A 26,391-nucleotide genomic window follows, 5' to 3' on the forward strand; every position below is an offset into this window, starting at 1 on the left:
AGCCCGCGCGTCCGAATTCGCCCCCGCTGTTGCCGGGCCCTGACTACCGTTCCTCACCACCGCCGCGCGGCGCAGCCCGGTGAACGCATCGCACGGTCCCCGCCCGCGGGCCCCGGGAGTCTGGTCTCCTTGGCAGGTGATTCACCCCGCCGAACAGCTCACACTGCCGAATCGGGCAGCGGCTCCGCCCCCGGCGCGTTTTCCCCTGGTCGCCGGCGTCGCCCCCCTCGCCGCGGCCGGCGTGATCTGGGCCATCACCGGCTCGGCCTTCAGCCTGGTCTTTGCGGCCCTCGGCCCGGTGATCGCGGTCGCGAGCATGGTCGACGCCCGGCGCACGCGCCGAACCGGACTGCGGGCCGAAGCCCGGGCCTACGCGGCAGCGGTCGAGGCCCTGCGGGCCGACGTGGCCGCACGTCACGAGACGCTGCGGCAGAGTGCCTGGGCCCGGTCGCCGGCCGTCGGCACCATCCTGGGCGGGGCCGACGACGCCGGTCTCTGGCACCGGGCACACGGCCCGACGGTCGTTCTCGGCTCGGGTGAGGTGGACAGCGGGTTGCGTGTGAACGGCCCCGGGGACACGGCCGAGGAGCGGGAACTGCGGCGGTGGGCGGCCACGCTGTCCGACGCCCCGCTCACGGTGGACCCGCGGGGCGGCATCGGCATCGTCGGCCCGCTGCCGCTGGTCCGGGCGTTCGCTCGCGGGCTGCTCGTCCAGGTCTGTTTTGCCCACCCGCCGGACCGGTGCGCCCTGCCGGCGGAGCCCGGAGCCGGGTGGGAATGGACCGCGGTGCTTCCGCACGCCGGCGCCGGGCCGCCCGCGCAGACGGTCGTCGTGACCGAAGGACGCGTCCCCACCTCGCCGGCATCGGGGGCGGACCCGCTGGTCATCGCGCTGGCCGAAACGGCCGGGGAACTGCCGCCCGGCTGCGCGACGATCGTGCGCGTGCACGGCCCGCTGAGGGCGGAGATCATCGCGTCGGCCGCGCACGCGCGGGCGACCCGGTTCCGCCCCGAGCTCGTCTCCACCGAGGATGCCGCGCGCTTCGCGGCCTCGCTCCGCGAGGCCGCCGTCGCCATCGGCCTGGTCCGGCACGCGCGCCCGCTTCCTCGCAGCGTCGCCCTCGGGGAGCTCCACGGGCAGGGGACGGCGTCCGGGGGGCGGGGCCTCGAGGCCGTCATCGGCGTGGGCGAGGATGGCGAGGTGTCGCTCGACCTCGTGGCCGCCGGTCCCCATGCGGTCGTCGGCGGCACGACCGGGAGCGGCAAGAGCGAGCTCCTCGTGACCTGGGTGGCCGCGATGGCCGCCCGTTATTCACCGGAGCAGGTCACCTTTCTCCTCGTCGACTTCAAAGGCGGGGCGGCGTTTGGCCCCCTGCGCGCACTGCCTCACTGCGTTGGCCTGATCACCGACCTTGACGCGGCGGAGGCCGAACGCGCCCTGCGGAGCCTGACCGCCGAACTCAGGTACCGCGAGGAGGCCATCCGCTCCGCCGGCGCGCGCGACATCGCGGAGATCGTCCCGGCAGCGGCGCTCCCGCGACTGGTGATCGTGGTGGACGAATTCGCCACGATGCTCGACGCCTTCCCGGGGCTGCACGCCCGGTTCGTTGACATCGCGGCCCGGGGTCGCTCCCTGGGAGTGCACCTCATTCTCTGCACCCAGCGCCCGGCCGGGGTGGTGCGCGACGCCCTCCTGGCCAATTGCAGCCTGCGCGTCTCGCTCCGGGTCAACAACAGGGCGGACAGCATCGCCGTGATCGGCACGGATGGCGCAGCCCGGCTCGCGCAGGACCAGCCGGGCCGCTGCCTGGTCGACGCCGGGGCGGGCATCCGGCCCTGCCAGGTCGCCACAACGCTCCCGGGCGACATCAGCGCGATCGCCGAGCTGACCCCGGCCGGCACGCCCTCCCGCCGGCCCTGGCTGGACCCGCTTCCCGCGCGGGTGACCCTGCGCGATCTGCGGGCGGCCGTCGCGGCCGAGCGTGATGCCGGCCGCGAGGCGGACCGGGAAGGCTACCTGCTCGGCCTGCTCGACGAGCCGGACCGGCAGCGCTACCGGGTCGCCCGCTACCTCCCCGAACGCGACGGGAACCTGCTCGTCATCGGCGGCGCCGGCTCGGGGAAGAGTTCCGTGCTCGACGCGCTGGCGGCGAATGGCTCGCCGGGCTTCGAGCGGGTCGAGTTCGTCGCCCCTGACGTCGAGGCCGCCTGGGACGCGCTGGCGAAGGCGCACGGGGAGCTCGCGGCCGGAGGGACCGGGGAGGCGCGGCTGCTGCTGCTGGACGACCTGGATTCCCTCTGGGCTCGGTGGGAACCCGAGTACCAAATGAAGACGGCGGAGCTGCTCGCCGGCCTGCTGCGTGACGGGCGGGCCCATGGGCTGCGCCTGGTGATCGCCGTGCAGCGCGTCGCCGTGCTGCAGGGTCTCTCCGGCCTGTGCCAGGCCACATTGCTGCTGCGAATGCCCTCCCGCCTGGACCATCTCGCCGCCGGGGGAGACGGCGCGCTGTTCGACCCGTCCCTGGCGCCCGGGGGTGGAAGCTGGCAGGGCCTGCGCATCCAGACGCCACACCCCGGGCCGGGCGCCCGCCCCCTCGCCGCCGGCACGCCCACCCCGTCGATCCTCGACTGTGCGGGGACCCTGCTCGTGGTCTCCGCGGCGCCGGGCCGCGCCGCCGGGATGCTGCGGGCCGCCCCGGGTGGGCGGCGTACCGTCGTCGAGATCTCGGCGCCGGCCCCCGGCCGGCTCGCGCGCATCGAACCGGGCGATGCGGCGCCGGGCACGGTGTTCGTGGGCGATGCGGAATCGTGGCAGGCGCAGTGGGCGCTGATGGCCGCGCTGCGCGCCCACGCCGTCATCGTTTTCGACGGATGCAGCGTCGGCGACTTCCGGATGATCAGCCGCCGAAGGGAGCTTCCGCCCGCGCTGGCGCCGGGTAGGGGCCACGCGTGGATGCTGTGCCCGGACGGGACTCTGGGCCGGGTGTCCCTCCCCGTGGCTCCTCGCCTGGAGTGAAGCGGTCCTCAGGCCAGGACGTCGGCCAGGGGCCGGTACTCGAGGCCGTGCGCGGTCGCGACCGGGCCGTTCGTGAGCACGCCGTCGAAGGTGTTCAGGCCGAGGGCCAGTGCCGGGTCGGCCCGGAGGGCATCCTTCCAACCTCGGTTGGCGACGGCGCGGACATACGGCAGGGTCGCGTTCGTCAGGGCGTAGGTCGAGGTGTTCGGGACTGCGCCGGGCATGTTCGCGACGCAGTAGAACAACGACCCGTGCACCGTGAAGGTGGGATCGGCGTGCGTTGTGGAGTGCGAGTCGGCGAAGCATCCGCCCTGGTCGACGGCGATGTCGACGAGGACGCTCCCCGGCCGCATCCGCGAGACGAGGTCGTTGCTGACGAGCTTCGGGGCCCTGGCTCCGGGGATGAGCACGGATCCGATGACCATGTCGGAGTCGAGCACGGCCTTGTCGATCTCGAAGCCGTTCGAGGCGATCGTCTTCACCCGCCCGTAATGCAGGGCGTCGAGCTCGCGAAGCCGGAACAGGTTCGTGTCGAGCACGGTGACCTCGGCGCCCAGACCGAGGGCGACCTGCATGGCGGCCGTGCCGGCGACGCCACCGCCGAGCACGGTGATCTTCGCCGGGTGCGTCCCGGGCACGCCGGGGACGAGCAGGCCGGGGCCGCCGTTGGGCTTGAGCATGGCGTTGGCGCCGACGATCGGGGCGAGCCGCCCGGCTACCTCGCTCATCGGGGCGAGGAGCGGAAGCGCCCGGGAGGGCAGCTGCACCGTTTCGTAGGCGATCGCCGTGACGCCGCCCTGAAGCAGTGCGCGAGTGAGTTCCGGCTCCGCGGCAAGGTGCAGGTAGGTGAACAGCACCAGCCCGGCGCGGAAGTGGACGTACTCGCTCTCGACGGGCTCCTTGACCTTGAGGAGCATCTCGGCGGCGGCCCAGGTGGATTCGGCCGTCGGCATGATCGTAGCGCCGGCCGCCGCGTAGCTCTCGTCGGTGATCGACGACCCGAGTCCGGCGCCGGTTTCAACGAGCACCTCATGCCCGTTGGACACGAGGTCGTACACGCCGGCCGGGGTGATCGCGACCCGGAATTCGTTGTTCTTGATCTCCTTCGGAATGGCGACCTTCATGGTGCTCCTTAGCTCAGCGGGGGACAGCTCTGTCCGTGACGCCAGCCTACCGCCGCTCGACTGCCGTTTTCAGATGCAAATGTCAGGCCTAAGTGCTGATTTCGTGATGAAAGGCCAAGAAAATTAACGATTTGGTCACTCTGGGGTGTGTGGGCGGCTCGATTGTGCGATTATCAATCCACTCGCAGTGTCGCGAGGCGTGAGAGTTTGCCCGCCGAATACGCAAGGAGACCGACCATGAAGCCCAGGACTATGCCAGCTGATCCGATGATCCAGGAGCTGATCCGTCAGGCGCAGCGGGCGCAGGTCGGTCGTCGCACCGTTCTTGCCGGTGCCGGTGCGGGCGCGGCGTCCCTCGCCCTCGCCGCTTGCTCGACCGGAGGCGGCAGCACCAAGCCGACCCCGGCCAAGGACACGTCGGCCAGCGACAAGAAAGTGAACTGGGCTAACTGGGCCGCGTACATCGACGAGGATGACGCCGGCAAATACCCCACCATTGAGGCGTTCACCAAGGAGACCGGAATCAAGGTCAACTACGACGTGGCCGTCGACGACAACAACACCTACTACGGCAAGGTCAAGGACCAGCTCGCCCTCGGCCAGGACATCGGCGCGGATACCGTCTGCCTGACCGACTGGATGGTCGCCCGGTGGATCCGCCTCGGCTACACGCAGAAGCTCGACCACGCGAACATCCCGAACCTGAAAAACCTCACGCCGAACCTGCTCAACGTGGACTTCGACAAGGGACGAAACCAGTCGCTCCCCTGGCAGGGTGGTTTCGCGGGTATCGCCTGGAACAAGGACAAGCTCCCGGGTGGACTCAAGTCGGTTGACGACCTCTGGGACCCGTCCCTGAAGGGACGCGTCGGTGTGCTCTCCGAGATGCGCGACACCCTCGGCCTGATCATGCTGCAGAACGGCGTCGACATCGCGGGGGACTGGGGCGACGACGAGTTCAACGCCGCGAACGACATCTTCGCGAAGCAGGTCGGTGACGGCCAGATCCGCAACATCAAGGGCAACGCCTACCTGGAGGACCTCAAGAGCGAGGACACCCTGGCGGCCATCGTCTGGTCCGGTGACATCACCGTCATCAACGCGGAGGCCGGCGACCACTGGGAGTTCGCCATCCCGACGGCGGGCGGAACCCTGTGGAACGACAACTTCCTCGTGCCGATCGGGTCGCCGCGCAAGGCCAACGCCGAGGCGCTGATCAACTACTACTACGAGCCCGAAGTGGCTGCGGAGGTTGCCGCCTGGGTGAACTACATCACCCCGGTCGTGGGTGCCCAGGAGGCCGCCATGGCGATCGACCCGGAGCTGGCCGAGAACCAGCTCATCTTCCCGAACGAGGAAACGCTGTCCCAGGCGCACGTCTTCCGGGGGCTGTCCCCGGCCGAAGAGGCCAAGTACAACGCTGAGTTCCAGAAGGTGCTGCTGGGTTGATGAGTATGGCAACAGGCGCATTCGCCGAACGGGGTGCCGACCTCGAGTTGGTCGGCATTTCCAAACGTTTTCCCGGCTTCACCGCGATTGAAAGCCTCGACCTGACCATCCCGGCGGGCTCGTTCTTCGCCTTGCTCGGTCCGTCCGGCTGCGGCAAGACGACCACCCTGCGGCTGGTCGCCGGACTTGAGGAGCCGACGACGGGTCGCATCCTGATCGGCGGCAAGGACGTCACGAATCTCAAGCCGTACCAGCGTCCGGTGAACACGGTGTTCCAAAGCTACGCGCTGTTCCCGCACATGACGGTGCTCGAAAATGTGGCGTTCGGGCTGCGTCGGCGCAAGCTTGCCGACCCGGTCGGCAAGGCGCACGAAGCTCTTCGACTGGTCGAGCTCGACCATCTCGCAGCTCGCAAGCCGCAGCAGCTCTCCGGCGGCCAGCAGCAGCGAGTCGCGCTGGCCAGGGCCCTGGTCAACCGTCCGGCGCTGCTGCTGCTCGACGAGCCGCTCGGCGCCCTCGACCTGAAGCTGCGCCGCCAGATGCAGCTGGAACTGAAGACCATCCAGGAGGAGGTCGGTCTCACCTTCCTGCACGTGACCCACGACCAGGAGGAGGCCATGACCATGGCCGACACGATCGCGGTGATGAACAAGGGCCGGATTGAGCAGATGGGCGCCCCCGAGCAGCTCTACGAGCTGCCGAAAACGGCGTTCGTCGCCAACTTCCTGGGCCAGTCGAACCTGTTCACGGGCACGGTCGTCGGCACGACGAGCACCGCCATCTCGGTCGACATCGCCGGCCAGAAGATCGTCGTGCCGGTCGGACGGTCGCACCGCCACTCCGGCGACGTCACCATCGGCGTCCGCCCGGAGAAGCTGAGCCTGCACAGGGAGGCGCCCGTCATCGATCCGGCGCGCAACGTGATCGGGCCGGCGCATGTGATCGACGTGTCCTTCAGCGGTGTGAGCACGCAGTACCTGATCGCGCACCCCTCCCTCGGCACCATCGTCGTCTTCGCCCAGAACATGGCCTTCGGGCCGGTGGCCCACGTGGGCGAACAGGTCTGGGTGAGCTGGGACATCGAACACGGCTTCGGGCTGGCAGACGACCCGGCGGAGAACCCGCGGTTCGCCGCGGACACCGACACGAAGAGCATCGCGGCTCAGCGGCACGCCGCCCTGATCGCGGAGCTCGGGGAGGCCTAGGGCATGGCCTTCGCGGCGTTTGCCACCACGACCGGGCCGGGCGAAGAGCTACAGAGGCGGCGGAGTCCGATCGCCCTGCTCCTGCTGCTGCCGGGCATCCTCTACCTCGCCCTGTTCTTCCTCACCCCGCTCGTCTCGCTCGTCCTGACCTCCCTGCAGGTGCCGTCCGCGACGGGCGAACCCGGCGTGTACGATCCAGCCTTCAAGTGGGAAAACTACGTCACGGTCATCAACGACTACTTGCCGCACATCCTGCGCTCGTTCGGCTACGCGCTGATCGCAACCGTGCTGGCGCTCGCGTTCAGCTACCCGCTCGCCTATTTCATCGGCGTCAAGGCCAGGCCGTGGCCCCTGCTGCAAAGCCTGATGCTCGTCCTGGTCATCGCGCCGTTCTTCATCAGCTTCCTCCTGCGCACGCTGGCCTGGAAGCAGCTCCTCTCGGACGAATCGTTCGTCATCACAACGCTCAAGGCGCTGTCGGTGATGCCCCCGGATGCGCACTTCACCGGGACACCCGTGGCGGTCATCTTCGGGTTGACCTACAACTTCATCCCGTTCATGACGCTGCCGCTCTATACGACCCTCGAACGGCTCGATGTGCGCTACCTCGAGGCCGGCAGCGACCTCTACGCCAGCCCGCTGCAGGTGTTCCGCAAGGTGACCATCCCGCTCTCGATGCCCGGAATCGTTGCCGGCACGCTGCTCACGTTCATCCCGGCCGCCGGCGACTACGTGAACGCGAGCAGATCGTTCCTTGGCGGTTCGGACACCCAGATGATCGGAAACGTGATCGAGGCGAATTTCCTCGTGCTCGAGAACTACCCGGCCGCGGCTGCGCTGTCGATCATCCTGATGTCCGTCATCCTGGTCATCGTCACGATCTACATCCGGCGCGCCGGAACGGAGGAGCTGCTGTGAAGTTCTCGCTCGGCAAGTGGCTGCTTCCCGTCTACGCGGTCCTGGCCCTCACCTTCCTGATGATTCCGATCATCTATACCTTCATCTTCTCCTTCAATGATTCCCTGAAGTCCAACATCACCTGGCGCGGCTTCACCCTCGACAAGTGGCTCAACGTCTGCAAGGTGCAGGGCGGCGCGGTCTGCGAGGCGTTCGGCAACAGCCTCATCATCGGTGCCGTCGCAACCGTCGCGGCGACGGTCATGGGCACCATGATCGCCATCGCCATCGTGCGGTACAAGTTCAAGTTCCGCTCGGCGACCAGCCTGCTGCTCTTCCTCCCGATGGCAACGCCCGAGGTCGTGCTCGGCGCGGGCCTGGCCGCCCAGTTCCTGTCGGTCGGCGTGCCCAAGGACATGACCACGATCATCCTCGCGCACACGATGTTCTGCATCAGTTTCGTGGTGGTGACCGTCAAGGCGAGGGTCGCCAGCCTCGACCCCGCCCTCGAGGAGGCCGGACGGGACCTCTACGGTTCGCCGAGCCAGGTGTTCATGCGGATCACCTTCCCCCTGCTCCTGCCGGGGATCCTGGCCGCCGCGCTGCTGTCCTTCGCGCTCAGCTTCGACGACTTCATCATCACGAACTTCAACTCCGGTTCGGTGACGACGTTCCCGAAGTACATCTACATCTCCGCTTCCCGCGGCATCCCGGCGGAAGCGAACGTGATCGCCTCGGCCGTGTTCCTGATCGCGCTCGTGGTGGTCGTCACGACGCAGGTCTCGGCCGCGGCCCGCGCCAAACGTCTCGCCAAACTCGGCTAGCGCTCCCCGCGAAACCGCAGTTGTGCGCGTTATGCGGGCGTTTTAACGCGCACAACTGCGGTTTCGCGGGGGGTTTGAGGGTTAGATGTAGCTGGCTCGGATTTCGCCGACCTGGCGTCCGCCTCCGGACACGGCGAGGTGCAGGTCGGGTGCCAGCGCGTCGACGTCGGAGCGTGCGATGGCCCCGGCATCGGCGAGCAGGCTGAGCGCGACGATGGTCGCCGCGCGCAGGCTGCCGTCGAGGATCTTCAAGGCAACCGTGGTGCCGTCGTCCGCCGAGGCGACCATGATTCCCTCGGCCCCGGTCTTGATGAAGAGGCCGAGGCGGTCGATCACGACGGTGTCCGGCATCCCGGGTCCGGCGATCACCCAGCCGTTCGAGCGAACGGCCTCGGCCAGGAAACCCGCCTCCCGGTAGATGGCGAACGGCGAACTCGACTTGGAGGTGGCGATCCGGGCGATTCCGCGGGCGAGCGCGGTGAGTGAGAGCGCGTGCACGGGTGCCCCGCAGCCGTCGATGCCGGACGCCGCCGGGCGTTCTCCGGTGAACCGCTCGACCACGTCGAGGATCCGCTTCTGCAGCGGATGTTCCGGGTCGAGGTAGCCGGCCAGCGGCCAGTCGTTCTGGGCGCACGCCGCCAGCATGGCCGCATGCTTGCCGGAGCAGTTCATGTAGATCGGGGCCTTGCCGGCGCCGAGCCGCACCAGGGCGTCGCGGGACGCCGTGTCATCCGGCCATGCCGCCGGGCAGCCGAGGGCGGACTCGGGCACGCCCGCACGGCTGAGGAGCCCGCGCGCGAGGGTGGCGTGCTTCTCCGTGCCGCTGTGGCTGGCGGTCGCGACGGCCGCATCCTCGCCACGGAGGGTGACGCCGCTGGCCATCACGGCGATCGCCTGGAACGGCTTCATCGAGGACCGGGGGAAAATCGGGGTCGTCACGTCGCCCAGGGCACGGATGAGCGTGCCGTCGGCCCGGAGCACGACGGCGGAGCCGGCATGCCTCGACTCGACGAAACCGCTCCGCTCGACGACGGCCAGTTCGACCGCGTTGCCGACGGCGAAGGTCTCCGTGACGCTTGCGGCTGCCACCCTTAGAGCGCCGCGATGGCGTCGTCGATGACCGAGAGGGCATCGGCGAGCAGCGCGTCGGTGACGGCCAGGCTCGGCAGGAAGCGCAGCACGTTTCCGTAGGTGCCGGCGGTCAGCAGCAGCACGCCGTGCTGGGCCGCGTAGGCGGAGATCTTCGATACGGCGGGCGCGTTGGGCTCCTTCGTCGTGTCGCCGGTGCCCGGCTGCACGAGCTCGATGGCGATCATGGCGCCGCGGCCGCGGATCTCGCCGATGATGTCGTACTTCGCCTTGAGCACCTCGAGGCCTGCGGTGAGGGTCGCTTCGATCCGCTTTCCTTCGGCGAGGAGGTTGTTCTTCTCGATTGCGTCGAAGACCGCGATCGCTGCGGCGCAGGCGACCGGGTTGCCGCCGAAGGTTCCGCCGAGGCCGCCGGGCTGGGAGGCATCCATGATTTCGGCGCGACCGGTGACGGCGGCCAGCGGCATTCCGCCGGCGATGCCCTTCGCGGTGAGGACCAGGTCGGGGACCCAGCCGAAGTGCTCGGCCGCGTAGTAGGCGCCGGTGCGGGCCATGCCGCTCTGGATCTCGTCGGCGATCATGACGACGCCGTTGGCCGTGCACCATTCCTGCAGGGCGGGGAGGAAGCCGTCGGCCGGAACCATGAAGCCGCCCTCGCCCTGGATGGGCTCGACGACGAGGCAGGCGAGGTCAGTGGCCCCGACGGCCTTCTCGAGGTACGTGATGGTGCGCTTGGCGGCATCCGCACCGCTCAGTCCGTCGTGATACGGGTACGAACTGGGTGCGTGGTAGACGTCGCCGGCCAGCGGGCCGAACCCGGTCGCGTACGGCATCGCCTTGTAGTTCATGGCCATCGTGAGCACGGTGCGACCGTGGTAGGCGTGGTCGAGCACGGCGACAGCGCGGCGGCCGGTGTGCTTGCGGGCGATCTTTACGCCGTTCTCCACTGCTTCGGCGCCGGAGTTGATCAGCACGCTCTTCTTGGCGAAGGTGCCGGGGGTGTGTTCGGCCAGCAGCTCGCAGACGCGGACGTATTCCTCGTAGGGCGTGATCGTGAACAGCGTGTGGATGAACTCGGCGGTTTGGCCGACAACGGCGTCGACGACACTGGACTCCGTGTGGCCGATCGTGGTGACGCCGATGCCGGCGCCGAGGTCGATGAACTGGTTGCCGTCGACGTCGACGACGATGGCGCCGTTGGCCCTGGCGACGTAGACCGGGAGCATGGAGCTGACTCCACCGGATACGCTCGCCAGGCGTCGCTTGTGCAACTCCTCTGACTTCGGACCGGGGATACTGGTCACGATTTTGCGTTCCTGTGTCACGGAATAGACGGGAACGACGGGGGCAGCGGGCGCGTTGAGGATCTCAGTCATGGTGTCCCCAGTTTACCGACCGGACGCTCGCCCACGGCAGCGTTTTCCTGCGAGAATCGTGTCCGGTCCCGCGATTACCCCAGGAGATGACATGAAAACTGCACATCACTACGCCGTGCGGCTTGCCTGGACCGGAAACCGGGGCACCGGCACGAGCGGATACCGCGAGTACGGGCGCGAACACACCATCACGTCCGCCGGGAAATACCCCATCGACGGGTCCGCCGATCGCACCTTCCACGGCAACGCCGACCGCTGGAATCCCGAGGAGCTTCTGCTCACGGCCCTCAGCCAGTGCCACATGCTGTCCTACCTGCATGTCGCCGTTCGGCACGGCGTGACCGTTGTGGCCTACACGGATGACGCGGTCGGCACGATGGAACAGCTCCCGCCCGTCGGCGGCCGCTTCACCTCGGCGACCCTGCGCCCCCGGGTCACGATTTCGGACCCGAGCCAGCTGGACCTGGCCCAGTCGCTGCACGCCGAGGCCGCGCGGGAGTGCTTCATCGCGGCATCGGTCAACTTCCCGGTCGGCCATGAGGCGATGACCGTGCCCGAGGTCGTCACCGGGCCGGAATCGGCCGACTGAGCGACTCGGGTCGACGTTCCGGCGTGTTCGGCTCGGCGGAGCGCTCGGCGAAGCGGTGGATGGCCGCTGCCCAGAGGCGGTCGCGGGCTGCGGCGGGTTCGTCATCGCCGTAGCGCTGGCGGCGCAGTCGGCGCGCGCGTTCCGCTTCCGCCTGGTTCTGGCGGTTCAGCTCGATGGCGAAGTAGGCCAGGGGTTTCATTGTTTTCTCCGTTCAAAATAACCAGTGAACCTGCTTTACGGGTTACATGTTACGTAACTAGCAAACCGCGTACAATGGTTATATGACCGATGGCAGGAATGAGTCGAAAGTCGTCCGGAATGGCTCGCACGATGCGGAGCTCCTGGTCGACTTCCTCAACACGCTCGACGTGGAGGACGGTACGGACCAGCTGGCGACGTCAGCCGGGCTGACGTCCTGGGCCACCGACCGCGGGCTCGAACCCGGCAGTCTCGACGACGCCCGCCGCACCCGGGACGCGCTGCGTTCCCTGGTGACGGGCGGCCGGCCCGAGCTGCCGGCCGTCTCGCTGCATCCGTCCTGCGAGGGCGACGGGGTGTGCCTGCGGTCGAGCACGGTCGCCGAAGCCGCGATCGCGGCCACGGTGGTCCTGAGCATCCAGGGGAAGATCAGCCGGGTGAAGCTCTGCCAGGCCGAGACCTGCCGGTTCGCCTACTACGACCACTCACGGAATGGCTCGCGGGCGTGGTGCAGCATGGAGATCTGCGGGAACCGCTCGAAGGCGCGGAACTTCCGCGCCAAACCGGCCTGACGCCTCGGCTCAGCGGCGCTCGGGGCGAAGGATCGCCTGGGCGACGCGCTGCACGACGCCGGACGGCGGCGTCTCGTTGTACTCGTTCGCGAGTTCCTGCCCGGTGAGGTCGTGGATGGCGGCCATGATCTCATCCGTTGCCCGGCGCCTGGCCCGGCCGGAGTCGGCGGTCCCGTGCCTGCTGACGTCGATCGGTTCGCCGAATTTCACCGTCACCCTGCGGATCCGCGGGAACCTGGCGCCGACCGGCTGGATCTCCTGGGTGCCGATGAGCCCGACCGGCACGACGACCGAATTCGTGGTCAGGGCCAGCCAGGCGACGCCGGTGCGGCCCCGGTAGAGGCGCCCGTCGAGCGATCGGGTGCCCTCGGGGTAGATCGCGAAGGCGCTGTCCGACTCGAGGATGCGCCGGCCCGCGTCGAGCGCGTCCTGGGCCGCCTGCCCGGCGCCGCGTTCGACGCCGACCGCGCCGATCGCGGTGAAGAAGGTTCGGGAGATCCAGCCTCGGAAGCCGGTGCCGGTGAAGTAGGTGGACTTGGCCAGGAACTGCACCGGACGGGGCGCGGTGAGCGGGATCACCAGGCTGTCGATGAACGAGAGGTGATTGCTGGCCAGGATGACGCGACCGGTTTCCGGGATATTCTCCCGGCCGGTGATGTGGGGACGGAAGACCAGGCGGGCGATCGGGGCCATGATCCCGTAGCCGAGGAAATAGACGAATCCGGGCCGTTTTGCGGGCCCCGGCGCCGCCGCCTCGTCGACGAAATCCGGGTCTACGCTGGCAGCTGTCACCCTTCGACGATAGCGCTCTTCGTATGCGCTCCAGGGAATGCGTACCGCCGGCTCGAGTGCACGGGCCCTAGCATGGGAGCGTGCAGAGAGTAATCATCCTCGGATCGACCGGGTCGATCGGTACCCAGGCCCTCGACGTGATCAAGGCCAACCCGTTCCGCTTCGACGTGGTCGGGTTGTCCGCCGGCAGCAACCGGGAGCTCCTCGACGCGCAGGCCGAGGCGTTCGGCGTGGAGCACACGGCGCTGGGCGCCGCCGAGGCTGAACAGCTGGTGCGGGATGTCGAGGCCGACGTCGTGCTCAACGGCATTACCGGTTCGGTGGGCCTGGGCCCGACCCTCGCCGCGTTGAAGGCCGGGCGCACACTCGCGCTGGCGAACAAGGAGTCCCTCATCGTCGGCGGGGACCTGGTGAAATCCATTGCCGCGCCCGGACAGATCGTGCCGGTGGATTCTGAGCACTCCGCGATCGCGCAGGCCCTGCGGTCGGGCACCCCCCGCGAGGTCCGGCGCCTCGTGCTCACGGCATCCGGGGGCCCCTTCAGAGGTCGCAGCCGCCAGTCGCTGGCGACGGCCACGCCCGAGCAGGCGCTGGCGCATCCGACCTGGAACATGGGCCTCGTCGTCACCACCAACTCGGCCACGCTGGTGAACAAGGGCCTCGAGGTGATCGAGGCGCACCTGCTCTTCGACGTGGAGTACGACCGCATCGATGTGGTTGTTCATCCCCAGTCGGTCGTGCACTCGATGGTCGAGTTCATCGACGGCTCGACCATCGCCCAGGCCTCCCCGCCCGACATGCGGCTGCCGATCTCGCTGGGGCTGGACTGGCCGAACCGGGTCGCGGCCGTCGGCGTTCCCATCGACTGGACAACCCCGCATACGTGGACCTTCGAGCCCCTCGACGACGCGGCCTTCCCGGCCGTGGAGCTCGCCAAGCAGGTCGGCCGGGCCGGCGGCACCTACCCCGCCGTGTTCAACGCGGCCAACGAGCAGGCCGTCGCCGCGTTCCATGCGCGCCGGATCGGCTTCCTGGACATCGTCGCGACCGTGCAGCGCGTCGTGGAGGCGCACGAGCAGGACGGCGTGCTCACCCTGGATTCGCTGGCCGCGGCCGAGGCCTGGGCGCGGGCCGCGGCCGACAAGCTGCTCGGCTGACCGAAGCCGAACGCGGCGCAGCCACCGGGAGACGCCTTAGTCGTCCTTGCCGTTGCCCTTCTTGTCGTCGTCGTCGTCGTCGTTGCCCTTGCCCGGCTTCGAATCCTTGGTCGGCGTCGGCGTGGGAGTCTGCGTGAGGACCGGGGCGGGTTTGGCGGCCTCGATCGCGGCGTTCAGGTCGGCGCCCACCAGATTGATGGCCGACTGGATGCGGGCTGAGCGTTCGCCCGTCACCTCGCCCGCGGCGGAGGCGGCCAGCAGGTCGGCCTGGAGCGCGCCCAGGGCGGATTGGGCGCTCGTGTAGTCGCCCGCGGCGGCGGAGGTGGCGACTGCGCGGACACCGGTTTGCAGTCGCTCGGCCGTGGACTGCTCCAGGGCGGACGGATCGCTCGCGCATCCGGAGAGGGCGACCGCGAGGATGACCGCAGCGATCGCGGCGCGTGGGGCGCGGGGAAGGCGCGTCATCACGGCGCCGGCACGGTGGACGGTGTCGGCGCGACGTCGGGGGCCGTTGGCGGCTCCGGTGCGGGCGCCGGCTCGGGGACAGGCTCCGTCGTCGGTTCCGGCGCGGGCTCGACCGTCGATTCCGGCTCCGGGGTGGGCGTCGGGGCGGGCGTCGTCGTCGGCTCCGGCGAGGGTGCCGGTTCTTCCGTGGCCTCCGGTTCCGGCGTCGGGGTCGGGGTGGACGCCGCGATCGCCGCCGCGAGGTCGGAGCTCACGAGCTTGATGGCCGCCTGGATCTCGGCGGATCGGTCGGCCGTCACATCGCCGGCCTTCGTCGCGGCGAGAACGTCCGCCTGCACCACAGCGAGCGCGGTCTGGGCCGCTGCGAAGTCGCCGGCCGCGGCGGCGGTCGACACGGAGAGCACTCCGTCCTGCAGCTGACTGGCCGCACCGGGCTTGAGGTCGGGGCTGGAGTCAGAGCAGCCGGTCAGGGCGACGGCGGCAATCAGGAGGGTGGCGGCCAGCGCGACGGACCGCGAACGGAACCCGCTCATGGCTCGACGCTCTTCTGGAGCTCCTGGAGATGCGTACCCAGGGGTCCTTCGACGGCGGGATAGCTCGGCGGGGTCGCTTCCGGCCCGCTCGGGCGCTGGAGGAGCACGAAGGCCAGAATTCCGATGACGACCGCGGCGACGACCAGGATGATCGGCACCCACTTCCGGCGTCCGCCCCGGGAAGCGCGCCCTGTTCCGGGAGTGGTCCGGGCCGCTGTGTCGTCGGAGTCCTGCAGCGATTGCACCCGGCCCAGGACCACCGTCTCCGCCGAGGCGTCAGTGGAGGGAAGGGCACTGGCGGGCGATGAGACGGGCAGCAGGGCCGTGGCCGCGTCGGTGGGCATGAGGGCAGTGGCATCCGAGGCGCCGGTGGGCATGAGCTGCGTGGCGTCATCCGCGGCGCCCGCGGAGGCCAGGGCCCGAAGGACGACGGCGGCGTCGGATGCGCTGGGCCGGTCTGCGGCTTCGCGGCTGGTCATCGCGCCGAGCAGGTTCACCCAGTCGCGGCCAAGGGTCGCCGGGATCTCGGGCTGGCGCTGCAGCCGGGCCGTCGCGGACTCGATGGCGGTGCCGGGGTAGGCGCGTTCGCCGGTCAGGCACTCGAGCAGCACCAGCCCGAACGAGTACACGTCGCTGGGCGGACCGATCGCCGCGCCCAGGGCCTGCTCGGGGCTGAGGTAGCTCGCCGTGCCGATGAGCGTGCCGGTCGCCGTGAGCCTGGCCTCGTCGAGGAGCCGGGCGATGCCGAAGTCGGCGAGCTTGGCGTGGGAAATGCGGCCCGGGAAACTGGAGGGTGCCAGCAGGACGTTCGCCGGCTTGATGTCACGGTGGATGATGCCCTGGGAATGCACGTAGTGCAGCGCCTCGGCCAGGTCGGCGCCCATCTCGGCCACCTCGGCGGCCGGCAGGGGTCCGCCCGCGATCTGGCTGCGAAGGTCGGGGCCGTCGATGAGCTCCATCACGATGAACGTGCGCGCAGCGCCGTCGATGACGGCGGTTCCCACGTCGAAGAGGGTGACGAGGGCGAAGTGGTTGAGGCTCGCCAGCAGGGCGACTTCTCCGCTCTGGCGCTCCGCTCCGGACGAATCGTCGAGCGTGTCATTGCGGAACAACTTGAGGGCCACGGTGCGGCCGAGAACGACATCCGTCGCCTGGTAGACGGCCGCCATGCCGCCGTTGCCGATGAGGCGATCGACGCGAAACCGGCCGGCGAGGACATCGCCGATGGGGCTGGCAGTTTGCTGTGCGGACAGGGGATTCTCCTCGGGGCGGATACTGTGGCCGGAACGCGACCCGCGAGGGGCCTGTAACCAGCAGCTTTGCAGCTTGATGCGGCTAATCTGGGCCTGTGGAAACCGTGCTTCTGTTCATCTTAGGTGTCGTCGTCGTGATTGTCGGCCTTGCCCTGTCCATCGGCCTGCACGAAATCGGCCACCTGGTGCCGGCAAAGGCATTCGGGGTCAAGGTCACGCAGTACATGGTCGGATTCGGCCCGACCCTGTGGTCCAGGCGCAAGGGCGAGACCGAATACGGCGTCAAGGCCATCCCGCTCGGCGGCTACATTTCGATGATCGGCATGTTCCCCCCGGTCAAGGAGGGCGGCGCCGCGCGCACCTCGGGGACCGGCTTCTTCAACACCCTGGTGCAGGATGCCCGCAGCAGCAGCGCCGACTCGATCGGCGAGGGGGAGGAGGCCCGGGCCTTCTATCGTCTGCCGGTTTTCAAACGCGTCATCATCATGCTCGGCGGACCGACCATGAACCTTCTGATCGGCATCATCCTCTTCTCCATCGTGCTGATGGGCTTCGGCACGGCGCAGGCGAGCACGACCGTCGGGAGCGTCTCCGAGTGCGTGCTGCCGGCCACGAGCGCCCGGCAGGCCTGCGACGCGTCCGACGAGCCGGCGCCCGGCGCCGCGGCCGGACTCCAGCCGGGCGATCGGATCGTCAGCGTCAACGGCACCCCCATTGCGACCTGGGAGCAGTCGACCGCGATCATCCGTGAGTCTCCGGGCACCCCCCTCGAATTCGTCGTCGAGCGCAGCGGCGAGGATGTCGCCCTCACCATCACGCCGAAGCTCACCGAGCGCTATGTGATGGACGAGGCGGGCCAGATTGAAGAGGATGCCTCCGGGCAGCCCGTCACCACCGAGGTCGGATTCGTCGGCATCGGGCCGGCCAGCGAGCTCGTCCAGCAGCCGGCGACCGCGGTGCTTCCCGCCGTGGGGGACAACATCGTCAGGGTCGGCCAGATGATCCTCAACCTGCCGCAGCGGCTCGTCGAAGTGGCCAATGCCGCATTCGGTCCGGGGGAGCGCGACCCGAACGGCCCGATCAGCGTCGTGGGTGTCGGCCGCGTCGCCGGGGAGATCACGAGCATCGACTCCGTTCCCGTCGCCAGCAAGGTGGCGAGCCTGCTCGGCCTGCTCGGCTCCGTCAACATCGCCCTGTTCGTGTTCAACCTGATTCCGCTGCTGCCGCTCGACGGCGGCCACGTGGCCGGGGCGCTGTGGGAGGGCATCCGCCGCTTCTTCGCGAAGCTCTTCAAGCGCCCGGTGCCTGGACCCGTCGACACGGCCAAGCTCATGCCGCTGACGTTCGCGGTGGTCATCGTGCTCGGCGCGATGAGCCTGCTGCTGATCTACGCGGACATCGTCAAGCCGATCAGCATCTTCGGCTAACGCTTCCTACCTCCCGCGAAACCGCAGTTGTGCGCGCTATAAACGCGTTTTGACGCGCACAACTGCGGTTTCGCGGGAGGGGCGGAGGGGCTTCTAGCGGGAGAGCAGCAGGGCGTCGCCCTGGCCGCCGCCGCCGCACAGCGACACGGCCGCCTTGCCGCCGCCGCGGCGAGCGAGTTCCAGCGCGGCGTGCAGCGCGAGCCGTCCGCCGGAGGCGCCGATCGGGTGGCCGATGGCGATCCCGCCGCCGTGGATGTTCACCTTGTCGCTGCTGAGGCCGAGCTCACGCGAGGACTGCAGGGCGACGGCGGCGAACGCCTCGTTGATCTCGACGACGTCGAGGTCTTCGGCTGACCAGCCCGCTCGGCCGAGGGCGTGCGCGATTGCGTTCGCGGGCTGCGAGTGCAGGGAGTTGTCGGGACCGGCGACGTGCCCGGATGCCTCGATGACGGCCAGCCAGGCGAGCCCGTGCGCCTCGGCCCACCGCCGGCTGGTCACGACGACCGCGCTCGCGCCGTCGCTGAGCGGCGAGGAGTTCCCGGCCGTGATCGTTCCGTCGGTCGAGAAGGCGGGGCGCAGGCGCCCGAGGGACTCCACTGTGCTGTCGCCGCGCACACCCTCGTCGGCGTCGATGAGCTTCGGTTCGCCCTTGCGCTGCGGCACGCTGATCGGCGTGATCTCGTTGTCGAAGGTGCCGTCGGCCATGGCGGCGGCGGCCCGCTGGTGCGAGGCGGCCGCGATTTCGTCCTGCTCGCCGCGAGTGATCTCGAGTCTCTCGTTGACCCGCTCGGTCGAGATGCCCATCGACAGGCCGTCGAAGGCATCCGTCAGCCCGTCGTGGGCGGCGTGGTCGAGGGCGGTGACGCTGCCGTAGGCCCAGCCCTGGCGGGAGCCGGGGAGCAGGTGCGGGGCCTTCGACATGGATTCCTGCCCGCCGGCGACGACGACATCCGCTTCGCCGAGCCGGATGAGACGGGCCGCGTCGATCACCGCGGCGAGCCCGGACAGGCACACCTTGTTCAGCGTCATCGCGGGCACGTTCCACGGGATGCCGGCGGCGATCGAGCTCTGGCGGGCGGGGTTCTGCCCGCAGCCGGCCTGCAGCACCTGCCCCATCAGCACGGCGTCGACCTGGTCGGGGCTGACGCCGGCGCGCTCGAGGGCGCCCGCGATGGCGGCGGTCCCCAGCTGCACGGCGGTGAGGGAGGACAGCTGGCCGTTCACGCGGCCCTGCGGCGTGCGCGATCCGGCCACGATGACTACTTCGATTGCGGGCATGAGGGGTGACTCCTTCGTCTTCACACTGATCTTTCGACTGTATCGCCGATCGACGCCCGGGACGCACCGGGCGGATGCCGCGGGCGAGGGCCGCGGGCGAAGGCCGTTCCGGATTCGAATCGTTATCGGGGATTCTTCCGTCGGCTGCCCGCCCGGTGCGAGACTGGCGGCAGGCGGCGCGGGGGACGCGCCGGGGGAAGTGGGACGCGATGAACCGGTCAGCCAGCAAATTCACCATGGTGGGCCTGATGGTGTCGGGGATACTGTTTGCCGGCACGGCGTGCGCCTCGAACCAATCCGGCGCGGACTCGGCGGCAGGCCCGGCCGGGGACGTGGCGCCCTCTTCCTCGCCGGGCCCGGAGGTCGACCCCCTCACGAGCGTCACCACCATCGTCGTACGCCCGGAGGCGCTCGAGCTCATGGACGAGTCGGGATCACTGGTGGCCTCTCTGACGTACGAAGATCCTCTGGCGGCGATGCTGGGCGCGTTGTCCGTGGTGGTCGGAGAAGAGCCCGCGACGGCATCGTACGAGGGCGGGCTGGAGCGCCCGGCGGGGCAGACGTATTCCTGGGCGGGTCTGACGCTCACCGACTACCTGCCGCCGGAAGGGAAATTCCTCGGCGAGAGCGATTACTCGCTCGACTTCACGGCGGGCCAGGTGGGCGACGGGGTCGCGATCACGACGGAGTCCGGTAGTACGGTCGGCGACGACATGGATGCCGTGGCGGACGAACTGGGGCTGAGCGTCAACAGGGATTTCGCGTCTGCCGGGCACCTGTTCTTTCTGATCGAAGTCGGTCCCGAGCTGACGACACCGGCGGGAGACAACATCGAATACCCCAACGCATGGGCTGTGCACGTCAGTTCCACTTCAGGCTCCGGGGTCATCAATAACATCGGGGCCCCGGTCAACCTGAGTCACTGGGTCAGCTGACGGGCGGTCCGCCGCACAGGCACCGCGCCGGGCACGACGCGTAAGCTAACGGCGTGGCTGCAATCAATTTAGGGATGCCCAAGGTGCCTGAGGTACTCGCTCCCAGACGTAAGACCCGTCAGATCAAGGTCGGCAAGGTGCTCGTCGGCGGCGACGCCCAGGTGAGCGTGCAGTCGATGACGACCACGCCGACACCGAACATCAACGCGACGCTCCAGCAGATCGCCGAGCTCACCGCGTCCGGCTGCGACATCGTGCGCGTCGCCGTGCCCAGCCGCGACGACGCCGAGGCGCTGCCGATCATCGCGAAGAAGAGCCAGATCCCGGTCATCGCCGACATCCACTTCCAGCCCAGTTACGTCTACGCCGCAATCGACGCCGGCTGCGCGGCCGTGCGTGTGAACCCGGGCAACATCCGCAAGTTCGACGACCAGGTCGGCGAGATCGCACGCCGGGCGAAGGCCGCGGGCGTCAGCATCCGGATCGGCGTGAACGCCGGCTCGCTCGACCCGCGCCTGCTGCAGAAATACGGCAAGGCCACCCCGGAGGCCCTCGTCGAGAGCGCCGTCTGGGAGGCGAGCCTGTTCGAGGAGCACGACTTCCACGACTTCAAGATCTCGGTCAAGCACAACGACCCGATCATCATGGTCAAGGCCTACCGGCTGCTGGCCGAGCGCGGCGACTGGCCCCTGCACCTCGGCGTGACCGAGGCCGGGCCGTCGTTCCAGGGCACGATCAAGAGCGCCACGGCGTTCGGCATCCTGCTCTCCGAGGGCATCGGCGACACGATCCGGGTGTCGCTGAGTGCCCCGCCGGTCGAGGAGATCAAGGTCGGCCTGCAGATCCTGCAGTCGCTGAACCTGCGCGAGCGCAAGCTCGAGATCGTCTCCTGCCCCAGCTGCGGGCGCGCCCAGGTGGATGTCTACAAGCTCGCCAACGACGTCACCGACGGCCTCGAGGGCATGACCGTGCCGCTCCGCGTCGCCGTGATGGGCTGCGTCGTCAACGGACCCGGCGAGGCCCGCGAGGCCGACCTCGGCGTCGCATCCGGCAACGGCAAGGGCCAGATCTTCGTCAAGGGCGAGGTCATCAAGACCGTCCCCGAGTCGGAGATCGTCGCGACCCTGATCGAGGAAGCCAACCGCCTGGCCGCCGAAATGCCGCCCAGCGAGGACAGCCTCGGCGCCCCCGTCGTCACCGTCGGCAAATAGCCCCACCCCTCCCCGCGAAACCGCAGTCGTGCGCGTTATGACGGCGTTTTAGCGCGCACAACTGCGGTTTCGCGGGACCGGGCGGGCGCGGCCTAAAGTAGACGGGTGCCTACACGCCTGTCGAACTACTTCCTCCGTACCCTCCGCGAAGACCCCTCCGACGCCGAGGTGACCAGCCACCGCCTGCTCGTGCGGGCCGGCTACATCCGTCGCCAGGCCCCAGGCATCTTCGCCTGGCTGCCGATCGGCCTGCGGGTGAAGGCGAAGATCGAGGCGATCGTGCGCGAGGAGATGACGGCGGCCGGCGCCCACGAGGTGCACTTCCCCGCTCTGCTTCCCAGGGAACCGTACGACATCACCGGGCGCTGGGACGAGTACGGCGACGGGCTGTTCCGCCTGAAGGACCGCAAGGGAAGCGACCTCCTGCTGGCACCCACCCACGAAGAGGTCTTCACCCTGCTGGTCAAGGACCTGTACAACAGCTACAAGGACCTGCCCCTGTCGATCTACCAGATCCAGGACAAGTATCGCGACGAGGCCCGCTCACGCGGAGGCCTGCTGCGCGGTCGCGAGTTCACGATGAAGGATGCCTATTCCTTCGACTACACCGACGCGGGCCTGGATGCCAGCTACCAGGCCCAGCGCGACGCCTACGAGCGCATCTTCACCCGGCTCGGCCTGGAATACGTGATCGTGCAGGCGGATGCCGGCGCCATGGGTGGCTCGAAAAGCGAGGAATTCCTGCACCCGACCCCGGTCGGCGAGGACACCTTCGTGCGGTCGGCCGGCGGCTACGCGGCCAACATCGAAGCGTTCACGACCGTCGCGCCTCCCGCGATCAGCTTCAAGGACCTGACGTCGGCCGAGGTGTTCGACACCCCGGACACCCCCACCATCCAGACCCTCGTCGACCGGGCCAACTCCGCCCACCCTCGCCCGGACGGCCGCGAGTGGACGGCGGCCGACACGCTCAAGAACGTTGTCCTCGCGCTGATGCTGCCGGACGGAACGCGGGAGCTCGTCGTGATCGGCCTGCCCGGCGACCGCGAGGTCGACCTCAAGCGGGTCGAGGTCGCATTCGCGCCGACCGAGGTCGAGGCGGCCAATGAGGCCGACTTCGCCAGGCACCCCGGCCTGGTCAAGGGCTACATCGGCCCGTGGTCGATCGCCGGGGCCATCCTCGGTGAGAAGTCGGCCACCGGCATCAGGTTCCTGCTCGACCCGCGCGTCGTCGACGGTACCGAATGGATCACCGGGGCGAACGAGTCGGGCCGCCATGTCTTCGGGCTCGTTGCCGGACGCGACTTCCACGCCGACGGAACCGTCGAGGCCGCCGACGTGCGTGCCGGAGACCCCGCCCCCGACGGCTCCGGCCCGGTCGAACTCGCCCGCGGCATGGAAATCGGCCACGTCTTCCAGCTCGGCCGCAAGTACGCCGAAGCGCTCGGCCTCAAGGTGCTCGACGAGAACGGCAAGCTCGTCACCGTCACGATGGGGTCTTACGGGATCGGGGTGACCCGCATCCTGGCCACCATCGCCGAGCTCAACAACGACGCGAAGGGCCTGATCTGGCCGGAATCAGTGGCGCCGTTCGACGTGCACGTGATCGCCACCGGGCGTGACGAGCTCGTCTTCGAGACCTCCGAGACCGTCGTCGCGGCGATCGAGGCCACCGGCCGCGAGGTGCTCTACGACGACCGTCGCGGCAAGGTCTCGCCCGGCGTGAAGTTCGGGGACGCCGAACTGATCGGCGTCCCGAAGATCGTCATCGTGGGCCGTGGCGCGGCCGACGGCATCGTCGAGCTGTGGGACCGGCGCACCGGGGAACGAGAACAGGTCGCCGTCGCCGACGTCGTGACCCGCCTGGGCTGAGTCCCGGCCCGCGGCGGGTCGCCGCGTGATCAGAGCCGGGCGTAGCGCGCCCTCGCGAAGCTGTAGACGCCGAAGGCGATCAGTCCCACCCCGACCACGATCAGGATGCCGGGACCGAACGGCAGGGCGACCAGGGCCTTGAGCGCCCCGTCGAGCCCGGTCGCCTTGGCGGCATTGGCCGTGAACGCCGCGACCAGGAACAGGATGCCGACCACCCCCAGCGCGATTCCCTTCGCGATGTAACCGAAGACGCCGAGTCCCACGATTACCGTGCCGACCGGCCCGCTCGGCACGGTAATCGCCTCGGTGAACGTCCTCGCCGCTCCCCGGTAGACGAAGAAACCGCCGATCACGAGCACGAGGAGCCCGATCAGGACGAGCAGGAGGATTCCGCCCGGTGCCCCGAGCAACGTCGCGGTGAAGTCTTGCGTGCTCCGGGCTGCGTCCGACGTGGCGCCCACGGCGAACGTGAGCGCCGTTGCCGCGACCGCGAGGTAGGCGACCCCCTTGCCGAGCTCGATCACCCGGTGCGCCCACTTGCGCTTCGGGTCATAGGCCGGCACGAGGAAGGCCTGGACAACCTGCCACAAGCCGAGGGCGGCCAGGCCGATCACCACGGTCCACAGCAGGAACACCCCGCCAGGAGTGGCGGCGAGTTGCCCGAGGGCGCCGGACTGGTCTGCTTTCGCGCCGCTCGTGCCGGTCGCGACTCCGATGGCGATGATGCCGATCAGCAGGTGCAGCAGGCCGTTGACCGCGTAGCCCACGCGGGCCAGGGTACGGAAAGGGGTGCTGTCTTCGGCCTTGCGTGCGGCCTTGCGCGCAGTCTTGCCTGCGGAATCAGTCGTCATTGGCCCAGACTAGCCGCGGGAACGCCACCGGCGACAGGGGCATCGACGGTGACGGACCCGCTCGGATTCGGGTACCGTAGAGGAGAGCCCGCTGCGCAGTTTCGCGGCGGCACAATTTGAATAGAGGAGGCCGGCCATGGACATCGACCTCAGTATGTTGCGGCAGATGGAGCGCGAGAAAGAGATCCCCTTCGAGGAACTCGCGCGGATCATTGAACAGGCAATTCTGACCGCCTACCTCAAGCACATCCACCCGGGTGAGCACATGAAGCAGGCCGTCGAGGAAGAGCCGGGGGCGCGGGTCGTTCTCGACCGCAAGACCGGCCACATCACCATCTTCGTGCCCGAACACGACGACGAGGGCAACATCATCGGCGAGGGCGTCGACGAGCCAACGGACTTCGGCCGGATCGCCGCGTTCGCGGCCAAGCAGGTCATCAACCAGCGCCTGCGGGACCTGGCCGATGACGCGGTGCTCGGGGAGTTCCGCAGCCGCGAGGGCGAGATCGTCGCCGGGATCATCCAGCAGGGCCCGAACCCGCGCATGATCCACGTCGACCTCGGCAGCATCGAGGCGATCCTGCCTCCTGAGGAGCAGGTGCCCGGTGAGAGCTACACGCACGGCACGCGCATCCGCGTTTACGTGACGGCCGTCGGCAAGGGGCTCAAGGGCCCGCAGATCACGGTGTCGCGCACCCACCCGTCGCTGGTTCGCCGCCTGTTCGCTCTCGAGGTCCCCGAGATCGCCAGCGGCGTCGTCGAGATCGTGTCGCTCGCCCGCGAGGCCGGCCACCGCACCAAGATCGCCGTGCGGGCCACCGAACCCGGCGTGAACGCCAAGGGCGCCTGCATCGGCGAACTCGGGCAGCGGGTGCGCGCGGTCACCGCCGAGCTCAACAACGAGAAGATCGACATCGTCGACTACTCGCCCGACCTGGCCACGTTCGTCGCCAGCGCGCTGTCGCCCGCCAAGGTCACCAGCGCCTATGTCATCGACGAGTCGATCAAGGCCGTCAGGGCTCTCGTGCCCGATTACCAGCTGTCCCTCGCCATCGGCAAGGAGGGCCAGAATGCCCGCCTCGCGGCCAAGCTGACCGGGGCCAAAATCGACATCCAGCCTGACAGTATTCTGGAGGACGCCGAATAGGGGGTACGATGGAATCCGTAAGAACGTGCATTGGATGCCGTTTGCGCGCACCTCGGTCCTCACTTCTGAGGGTTGTGGCCCGGGAATCGGAACTCGTGGCGGATGAAACCGCCACACTCCCTGGCAGAGGCGCGTGGTTGCATCCCACCGTCGCGTGCTTCCAGGACGCACAGCGGCGACGCGCTTTCGGGCGTGCCCTTCGCGTGACCAGTTCCGTGGACGCGAAACAACTAGAGAACAGGCTGACTTGGCTAATGGATAACTAATGAGCGGCTCGAAATGAGAACCGTCCGTTACTAACGGTCTGCCCCTTTCCGGGTGCAGGCCCGGAACAGGAGAATTGTGGCTGCAAAACCACGCGTACACGAGATCGCAACCGAGCTCGGCGTCGACAGCAAGGTAGCCCTTGCCAAATTGAAAGAAATGGGCGAGTTCGTCAAGGGACCGTCCAGCAGTGTTGAGCCCCCCGTCGCCCGGCGCCTCCGCGCCGCGCTCGAGGCCGACGGCGTGAAGACCGCCCCCGCGGGTGCCAAAACCGAAGCGCCGGTCGCCGCCAAGCCGGCTTCCGCATCGACGGCGAAGCCGGGAGCCCGTCCGGCACCCGCCAAGCCGGCCGCACAGCCCGTCGCCGTGGTGGAAGCCCCGGCCGCAGCCGCAGTCGACGCCCCGCCGCTCCCCGCGGCGCCGCTCACCGTTGCCGAGCGTCAGGCCCAGGCCGCCGAAAAGGCAGCCGCGGCAGGCAAGGCAGCCGAGAAGGATGTCGCGGCGGAAGCCACGACCGGCACCGAGACCCCCGAAGCCAGGACAGAGGGCGGCGCTGCCGCCCCGGTCAAGCCGGGCAGCGCACCGCGTCCGGGAGCCGCACGACCGGGTAACAACCCGTTCGCCAGCAACCAGGGCATGGGCAAGACCCCCACGCCGCGTCCGGGCAACAACCCGTTCGCGAGCGCCCAGGGCATGGGCCAACGCCCGCCCTCCGCCTCACCGAGCAACATCCCGCGTCCCGCCGCACCGCGCCCCGGTGCACCGCGTCCGGGTGGCCCCGGCCAGGCCCCGCGCCCGACCGGTTTCGGCCAGCGTCCGGGCGCTTTCCAGCGTCCCGGCGGAGCACCGGGAGGCGCCGGCGGCGCC

Annotated in this window: 25 protein-coding genes; 15 read left to right on the plus strand and 10 right to left on the minus strand. The window is 69.1% G+C overall.

Going from position 1 to position 26,391, the window contains the following annotated elements; genetic code table 11:
- The first annotated feature begins 136 nt into the window (after positions 1 to 136).
- Complete coding sequence (locus E3T33_RS10690; RefSeq protein ID WP_134575278.1) at positions 137 to 3,016, plus strand: FtsK/SpoIIIE domain-containing protein; 2,880 nt, start codon at positions 137 to 139, stop codon at positions 3,014 to 3,016.
- A gap of 8 nt (positions 3,017 to 3,024) precedes the next feature.
- Here the strand turns inward: E3T33_RS10690 and ald are convergent, their stop codons facing one another.
- Entirely contained in the window at positions 3,025 to 4,140 is a 1,116-nt protein-coding gene (gene ald, locus E3T33_RS10695; RefSeq protein WP_092321617.1) for an alanine dehydrogenase, read from the minus strand.
- Between the two features lie 237 nt (positions 4,141 to 4,377).
- Between ald and E3T33_RS10700 the strand changes: the two genes are divergently transcribed.
- From E3T33_RS10700 to E3T33_RS10715, 4 genes are read left to right on the plus strand one after another with little or no spacing between them, the layout of a single operon-like run.
- Entirely contained in the window at positions 4,378 to 5,589 is a 1,212-nt protein-coding gene (locus tag E3T33_RS10700; protein ID WP_092321616.1) for a spermidine/putrescine ABC transporter substrate-binding protein, read from the plus strand.
- Positions 5,590 to 5,594: 5 nt separating this feature from the next.
- Positions 5,595 to 6,794, plus strand: coding sequence for an ABC transporter ATP-binding protein (locus E3T33_RS10705; protein WP_092321614.1), 1,200 nt, complete (start codon positions 5,595 to 5,597; stop codon positions 6,792 to 6,794).
- A 3-nt stretch (positions 6,795 to 6,797) separates the two neighbouring features.
- Positions 6,798 to 7,712: an ABC transporter permease gene (locus E3T33_RS10710; RefSeq protein WP_092321613.1), complete on the plus strand. Its 915-nt coding sequence runs from the start codon at positions 6,798 to 6,800 to the stop codon at positions 7,710 to 7,712.
- The gene (locus tag E3T33_RS10715; RefSeq protein ID WP_174775355.1) at positions 7,709 to 8,515 is read left to right on the plus strand and encodes an ABC transporter permease; all 807 of its coding nucleotides are present in this window, start codon (positions 7,709 to 7,711) and stop codon (positions 8,513 to 8,515) included. The genes E3T33_RS10710 and E3T33_RS10715 overlap by 4 nt, the downstream gene beginning before the upstream one ends.
- A gap of 81 nt (positions 8,516 to 8,596) precedes the next feature.
- Here the strand turns inward: E3T33_RS10715 and E3T33_RS10720 are convergent, their stop codons facing one another.
- Both E3T33_RS10720 and gabT read right to left on the minus strand, forming a co-directional pair.
- On the minus strand, positions 8,597 to 9,604 hold the full coding sequence (locus tag E3T33_RS10720) for an asparaginase (RefSeq protein ID WP_134575279.1): 1,008 nt from the start codon (positions 9,602 to 9,604) through the stop codon (positions 8,597 to 8,599).
- Between the two features lie 2 nt (positions 9,605 to 9,606).
- A complete protein-coding gene (gabT, locus tag E3T33_RS10725; RefSeq protein WP_092321609.1) occupies positions 9,607 to 10,980 on the minus strand; it encodes a 4-aminobutyrate--2-oxoglutarate transaminase in 1,374 nt (457 codons plus the stop codon).
- 91 nt (positions 10,981 to 11,071) lie between these two features.
- Here gabT and E3T33_RS10730 point away from each other — a divergent pair, with 91 nt between their 5' ends.
- Positions 11,072 to 11,569, plus strand: a complete 498-nt coding sequence (locus tag E3T33_RS10730; RefSeq protein ID WP_134575280.1) for an OsmC family protein — start codon at positions 11,072 to 11,074, stop codon at positions 11,567 to 11,569.
- Here E3T33_RS10730 and E3T33_RS10735 read toward each other — a convergent pair.
- Positions 11,544 to 11,768 carry a hypothetical protein gene (locus tag E3T33_RS10735; RefSeq protein WP_134575281.1) on the minus strand — a complete coding sequence of 75 codons (225 nt, stop codon included), beginning with the start codon at positions 11,766 to 11,768 and terminating at the stop codon, positions 11,544 to 11,546. The two genes, E3T33_RS10730 and E3T33_RS10735, sit on opposite strands and share 26 nt — an antisense overlap.
- 82 nt (positions 11,769 to 11,850) lie before the next feature.
- Between E3T33_RS10735 and E3T33_RS10740 the strand changes: the two genes are divergently transcribed.
- On the plus strand, positions 11,851 to 12,339 hold the full coding sequence (locus tag E3T33_RS10740; protein ID WP_134575282.1) for a CGNR zinc finger domain-containing protein: 489 nt from the start codon (positions 11,851 to 11,853) through the stop codon (positions 12,337 to 12,339).
- A gap of 9 nt (positions 12,340 to 12,348) precedes the next feature.
- On the opposite strand, the gene E3T33_RS10745 is transcribed toward E3T33_RS10740, so the two are convergent.
- Complete coding sequence (locus E3T33_RS10745) at positions 12,349 to 13,032, minus strand: lysophospholipid acyltransferase family protein (RefSeq protein WP_134476567.1); 684 nt, start codon at positions 13,030 to 13,032, stop codon at positions 12,349 to 12,351.
- A 179-nt stretch (positions 13,033 to 13,211) separates the two neighbouring features.
- Between E3T33_RS10745 and dxr the strand changes: the two genes are divergently transcribed.
- Complete coding sequence (gene dxr, locus E3T33_RS10750) at positions 13,212 to 14,288, plus strand: 1-deoxy-D-xylulose-5-phosphate reductoisomerase (RefSeq protein ID WP_134476501.1); 1,077 nt, start codon at positions 13,212 to 13,214, stop codon at positions 14,286 to 14,288.
- A gap of 36 nt (positions 14,289 to 14,324) precedes the next feature.
- On the opposite strand, the gene E3T33_RS10755 is transcribed toward dxr, so the two are convergent.
- Genes E3T33_RS10755 through E3T33_RS10765 form a run of 3 tightly spaced genes read right to left on the minus strand, consistent with a single transcriptional unit; the run spans position 14,325 to position 16,560 of the window.
- Positions 14,325 to 14,753, minus strand: a complete 429-nt coding sequence (locus E3T33_RS10755; RefSeq protein WP_166784466.1) for a hypothetical protein — start codon at positions 14,751 to 14,753, stop codon at positions 14,325 to 14,327.
- A complete protein-coding gene (locus E3T33_RS10760; protein WP_134575284.1) occupies positions 14,753 to 15,286 on the minus strand; it encodes a hypothetical protein in 534 nt (177 codons plus the stop codon). The genes E3T33_RS10755 and E3T33_RS10760 overlap by 1 nt, the downstream gene beginning before the upstream one ends.
- Positions 15,283 to 16,560: a protein kinase gene (locus E3T33_RS10765; protein WP_347233207.1), complete on the minus strand. Its 1,278-nt coding sequence runs from the start codon at positions 16,558 to 16,560 to the stop codon at positions 15,283 to 15,285. Before E3T33_RS10765 ends, E3T33_RS10760 begins: the two co-directional genes overlap by 4 nt.
- 74 nt (positions 16,561 to 16,634) lie before the next feature.
- On the opposite strand from E3T33_RS10765, the gene E3T33_RS10770 reads away from it, so the two are divergent.
- Entirely contained in the window at positions 16,635 to 17,966 is a 1,332-nt protein-coding gene (locus E3T33_RS10770) for a M50 family metallopeptidase (RefSeq protein ID WP_198414507.1), read from the plus strand.
- 93 nt (positions 17,967 to 18,059) lie between these two features.
- Here the strand turns inward: E3T33_RS10770 and E3T33_RS10775 are convergent, their stop codons facing one another.
- Entirely contained in the window at positions 18,060 to 19,244 is a 1,185-nt protein-coding gene (locus E3T33_RS10775) for an acetyl-CoA C-acetyltransferase (RefSeq protein WP_134575286.1), read from the minus strand.
- A 209-nt stretch (positions 19,245 to 19,453) separates the two neighbouring features.
- On the opposite strand from E3T33_RS10775, the gene E3T33_RS10780 reads away from it, so the two are divergent.
- The 3 genes from E3T33_RS10780 to E3T33_RS10790 all read left to right on the plus strand — a co-directional run bounded on the left by E3T33_RS10780 (position 19,454) and on the right by E3T33_RS10790 (position 23,262).
- A complete protein-coding gene (locus E3T33_RS10780) occupies positions 19,454 to 20,179 on the plus strand; it encodes a hypothetical protein (protein ID WP_134575287.1) in 726 nt (241 codons plus the stop codon).
- 53 nt (positions 20,180 to 20,232) lie between these two features.
- On the plus strand, positions 20,233 to 21,390 hold the full coding sequence (ispG, locus tag E3T33_RS10785; RefSeq protein ID WP_174775354.1) for a flavodoxin-dependent (E)-4-hydroxy-3-methylbut-2-enyl-diphosphate synthase: 1,158 nt from the start codon (positions 20,233 to 20,235) through the stop codon (positions 21,388 to 21,390).
- A gap of 105 nt (positions 21,391 to 21,495) precedes the next feature.
- Positions 21,496 to 23,262, plus strand: coding sequence for a proline--tRNA ligase (locus E3T33_RS10790; protein ID WP_174843283.1), 1,767 nt, complete (start codon positions 21,496 to 21,498; stop codon positions 23,260 to 23,262).
- Positions 23,263 to 23,291: 29 nt separating this feature from the next.
- On the opposite strand, the gene E3T33_RS10795 is transcribed toward E3T33_RS10790, so the two are convergent.
- A complete protein-coding gene (locus tag E3T33_RS10795) occupies positions 23,292 to 24,113 on the minus strand; it encodes a DUF1206 domain-containing protein (RefSeq protein ID WP_134476507.1) in 822 nt (273 codons plus the stop codon).
- A 136-nt stretch (positions 24,114 to 24,249) separates the two neighbouring features.
- Between E3T33_RS10795 and nusA the strand changes: the two genes are divergently transcribed.
- The 3 genes from nusA to E3T33_RS10810 form a co-directional block, all read left to right on the plus strand.
- The gene (gene nusA, locus E3T33_RS10800) at positions 24,250 to 25,260 is read left to right on the plus strand and encodes a transcription termination factor NusA (protein WP_092321590.1); all 1,011 of its coding nucleotides are present in this window, start codon (positions 24,250 to 24,252) and stop codon (positions 25,258 to 25,260) included.
- A gap of 8 nt (positions 25,261 to 25,268) precedes the next feature.
- Positions 25,269 to 25,526, plus strand: a complete 258-nt coding sequence (locus E3T33_RS10805) for a YlxR family protein (protein ID WP_134575288.1) — start codon at positions 25,269 to 25,271, stop codon at positions 25,524 to 25,526.
- Positions 25,527 to 25,602: 76 nt separating this feature from the next.
- Positions 25,603 to 26,391: translation initiation factor IF-2 N-terminal domain-containing protein (locus E3T33_RS10810; RefSeq protein ID WP_174843284.1), on the plus strand; the 789-nt coding region annotated here is incomplete at its 3' end.

Origin of the sequence: Cryobacterium sp. TMT1-2-1 (genome assembly GCF_004403955.1) — a bacterium.
Lineage (GTDB): Bacteria > Actinomycetota > Actinomycetes > Actinomycetales > Microbacteriaceae > Cryobacterium > Cryobacterium psychrotolerans.

Excerpts from the sequence above, each read along its gene's own strand:
- ald (WP_092321617.1), bottom strand. The coding sequence starts at position 4,140 with ATGAAGGTCGCCATTCCGAAGGAGATCAAGAACAACGAATTCCGGGTC.
- E3T33_RS10700 (WP_092321616.1), top strand. The coding sequence starts at position 4,378 with ATGAAGCCCAGGACTATGCCAGCTGATCCGATGATCCAGGAGCTGATC.
- E3T33_RS10705 (WP_092321614.1), top strand. The coding sequence starts at position 5,595 with ATGGCAACAGGCGCATTCGCCGAACGGGGTGCCGACCTCGAGTTGGTC.
- E3T33_RS10710 (WP_092321613.1), top strand. The coding sequence starts at position 6,798 with ATGGCCTTCGCGGCGTTTGCCACCACGACCGGGCCGGGCGAAGAGCTA.
- gabT (WP_092321609.1), bottom strand. The coding sequence starts at position 10,980 with ATGACTGAGATCCTCAACGCGCCCGCTGCCCCCGTCGTTCCCGTCTAT.
- E3T33_RS10730 (WP_134575280.1), top strand. The coding sequence starts at position 11,072 with ATGAAAACTGCACATCACTACGCCGTGCGGCTTGCCTGGACCGGAAAC.
- E3T33_RS10735 (WP_134575281.1), bottom strand. The coding sequence starts at position 11,768 with ATGAAACCCCTGGCCTACTTCGCCATCGAGCTGAACCGCCAGAACCAG.
- E3T33_RS10740 (WP_134575282.1), top strand. The coding sequence starts at position 11,851 with ATGACCGATGGCAGGAATGAGTCGAAAGTCGTCCGGAATGGCTCGCAC.
- E3T33_RS10745 (WP_134476567.1), bottom strand. The coding sequence starts at position 13,032 with ATGGCCCCGATCGCCCGCCTGGTCTTCCGTCCCCACATCACCGGCCGG.
- E3T33_RS10755 (WP_166784466.1), bottom strand. The coding sequence starts at position 14,753 with ATGACGCGCCTTCCCCGCGCCCCACGCGCCGCGATCGCTGCGGTCATC.
- E3T33_RS10760 (WP_134575284.1), bottom strand. The coding sequence starts at position 15,286 with ATGAGCGGGTTCCGTTCGCGGTCCGTCGCGCTGGCCGCCACCCTCCTG.
- E3T33_RS10775 (WP_134575286.1), bottom strand. The coding sequence starts at position 19,244 with ATGCCCGCAATCGAAGTAGTCATCGTGGCCGGATCGCGCACGCCGCAG.
- E3T33_RS10780 (WP_134575287.1), top strand. The coding sequence starts at position 19,454 with ATGAACCGGTCAGCCAGCAAATTCACCATGGTGGGCCTGATGGTGTCG.
- E3T33_RS10795 (WP_134476507.1), bottom strand. The coding sequence starts at position 24,113 with ATGACGACTGATTCCGCAGGCAAGACTGCGCGCAAGGCCGCACGCAAG.
- nusA (WP_092321590.1), top strand. The coding sequence starts at position 24,250 with ATGGACATCGACCTCAGTATGTTGCGGCAGATGGAGCGCGAGAAAGAG.
- E3T33_RS10805 (WP_134575288.1), top strand. The coding sequence starts at position 25,269 with ATGGAATCCGTAAGAACGTGCATTGGATGCCGTTTGCGCGCACCTCGG.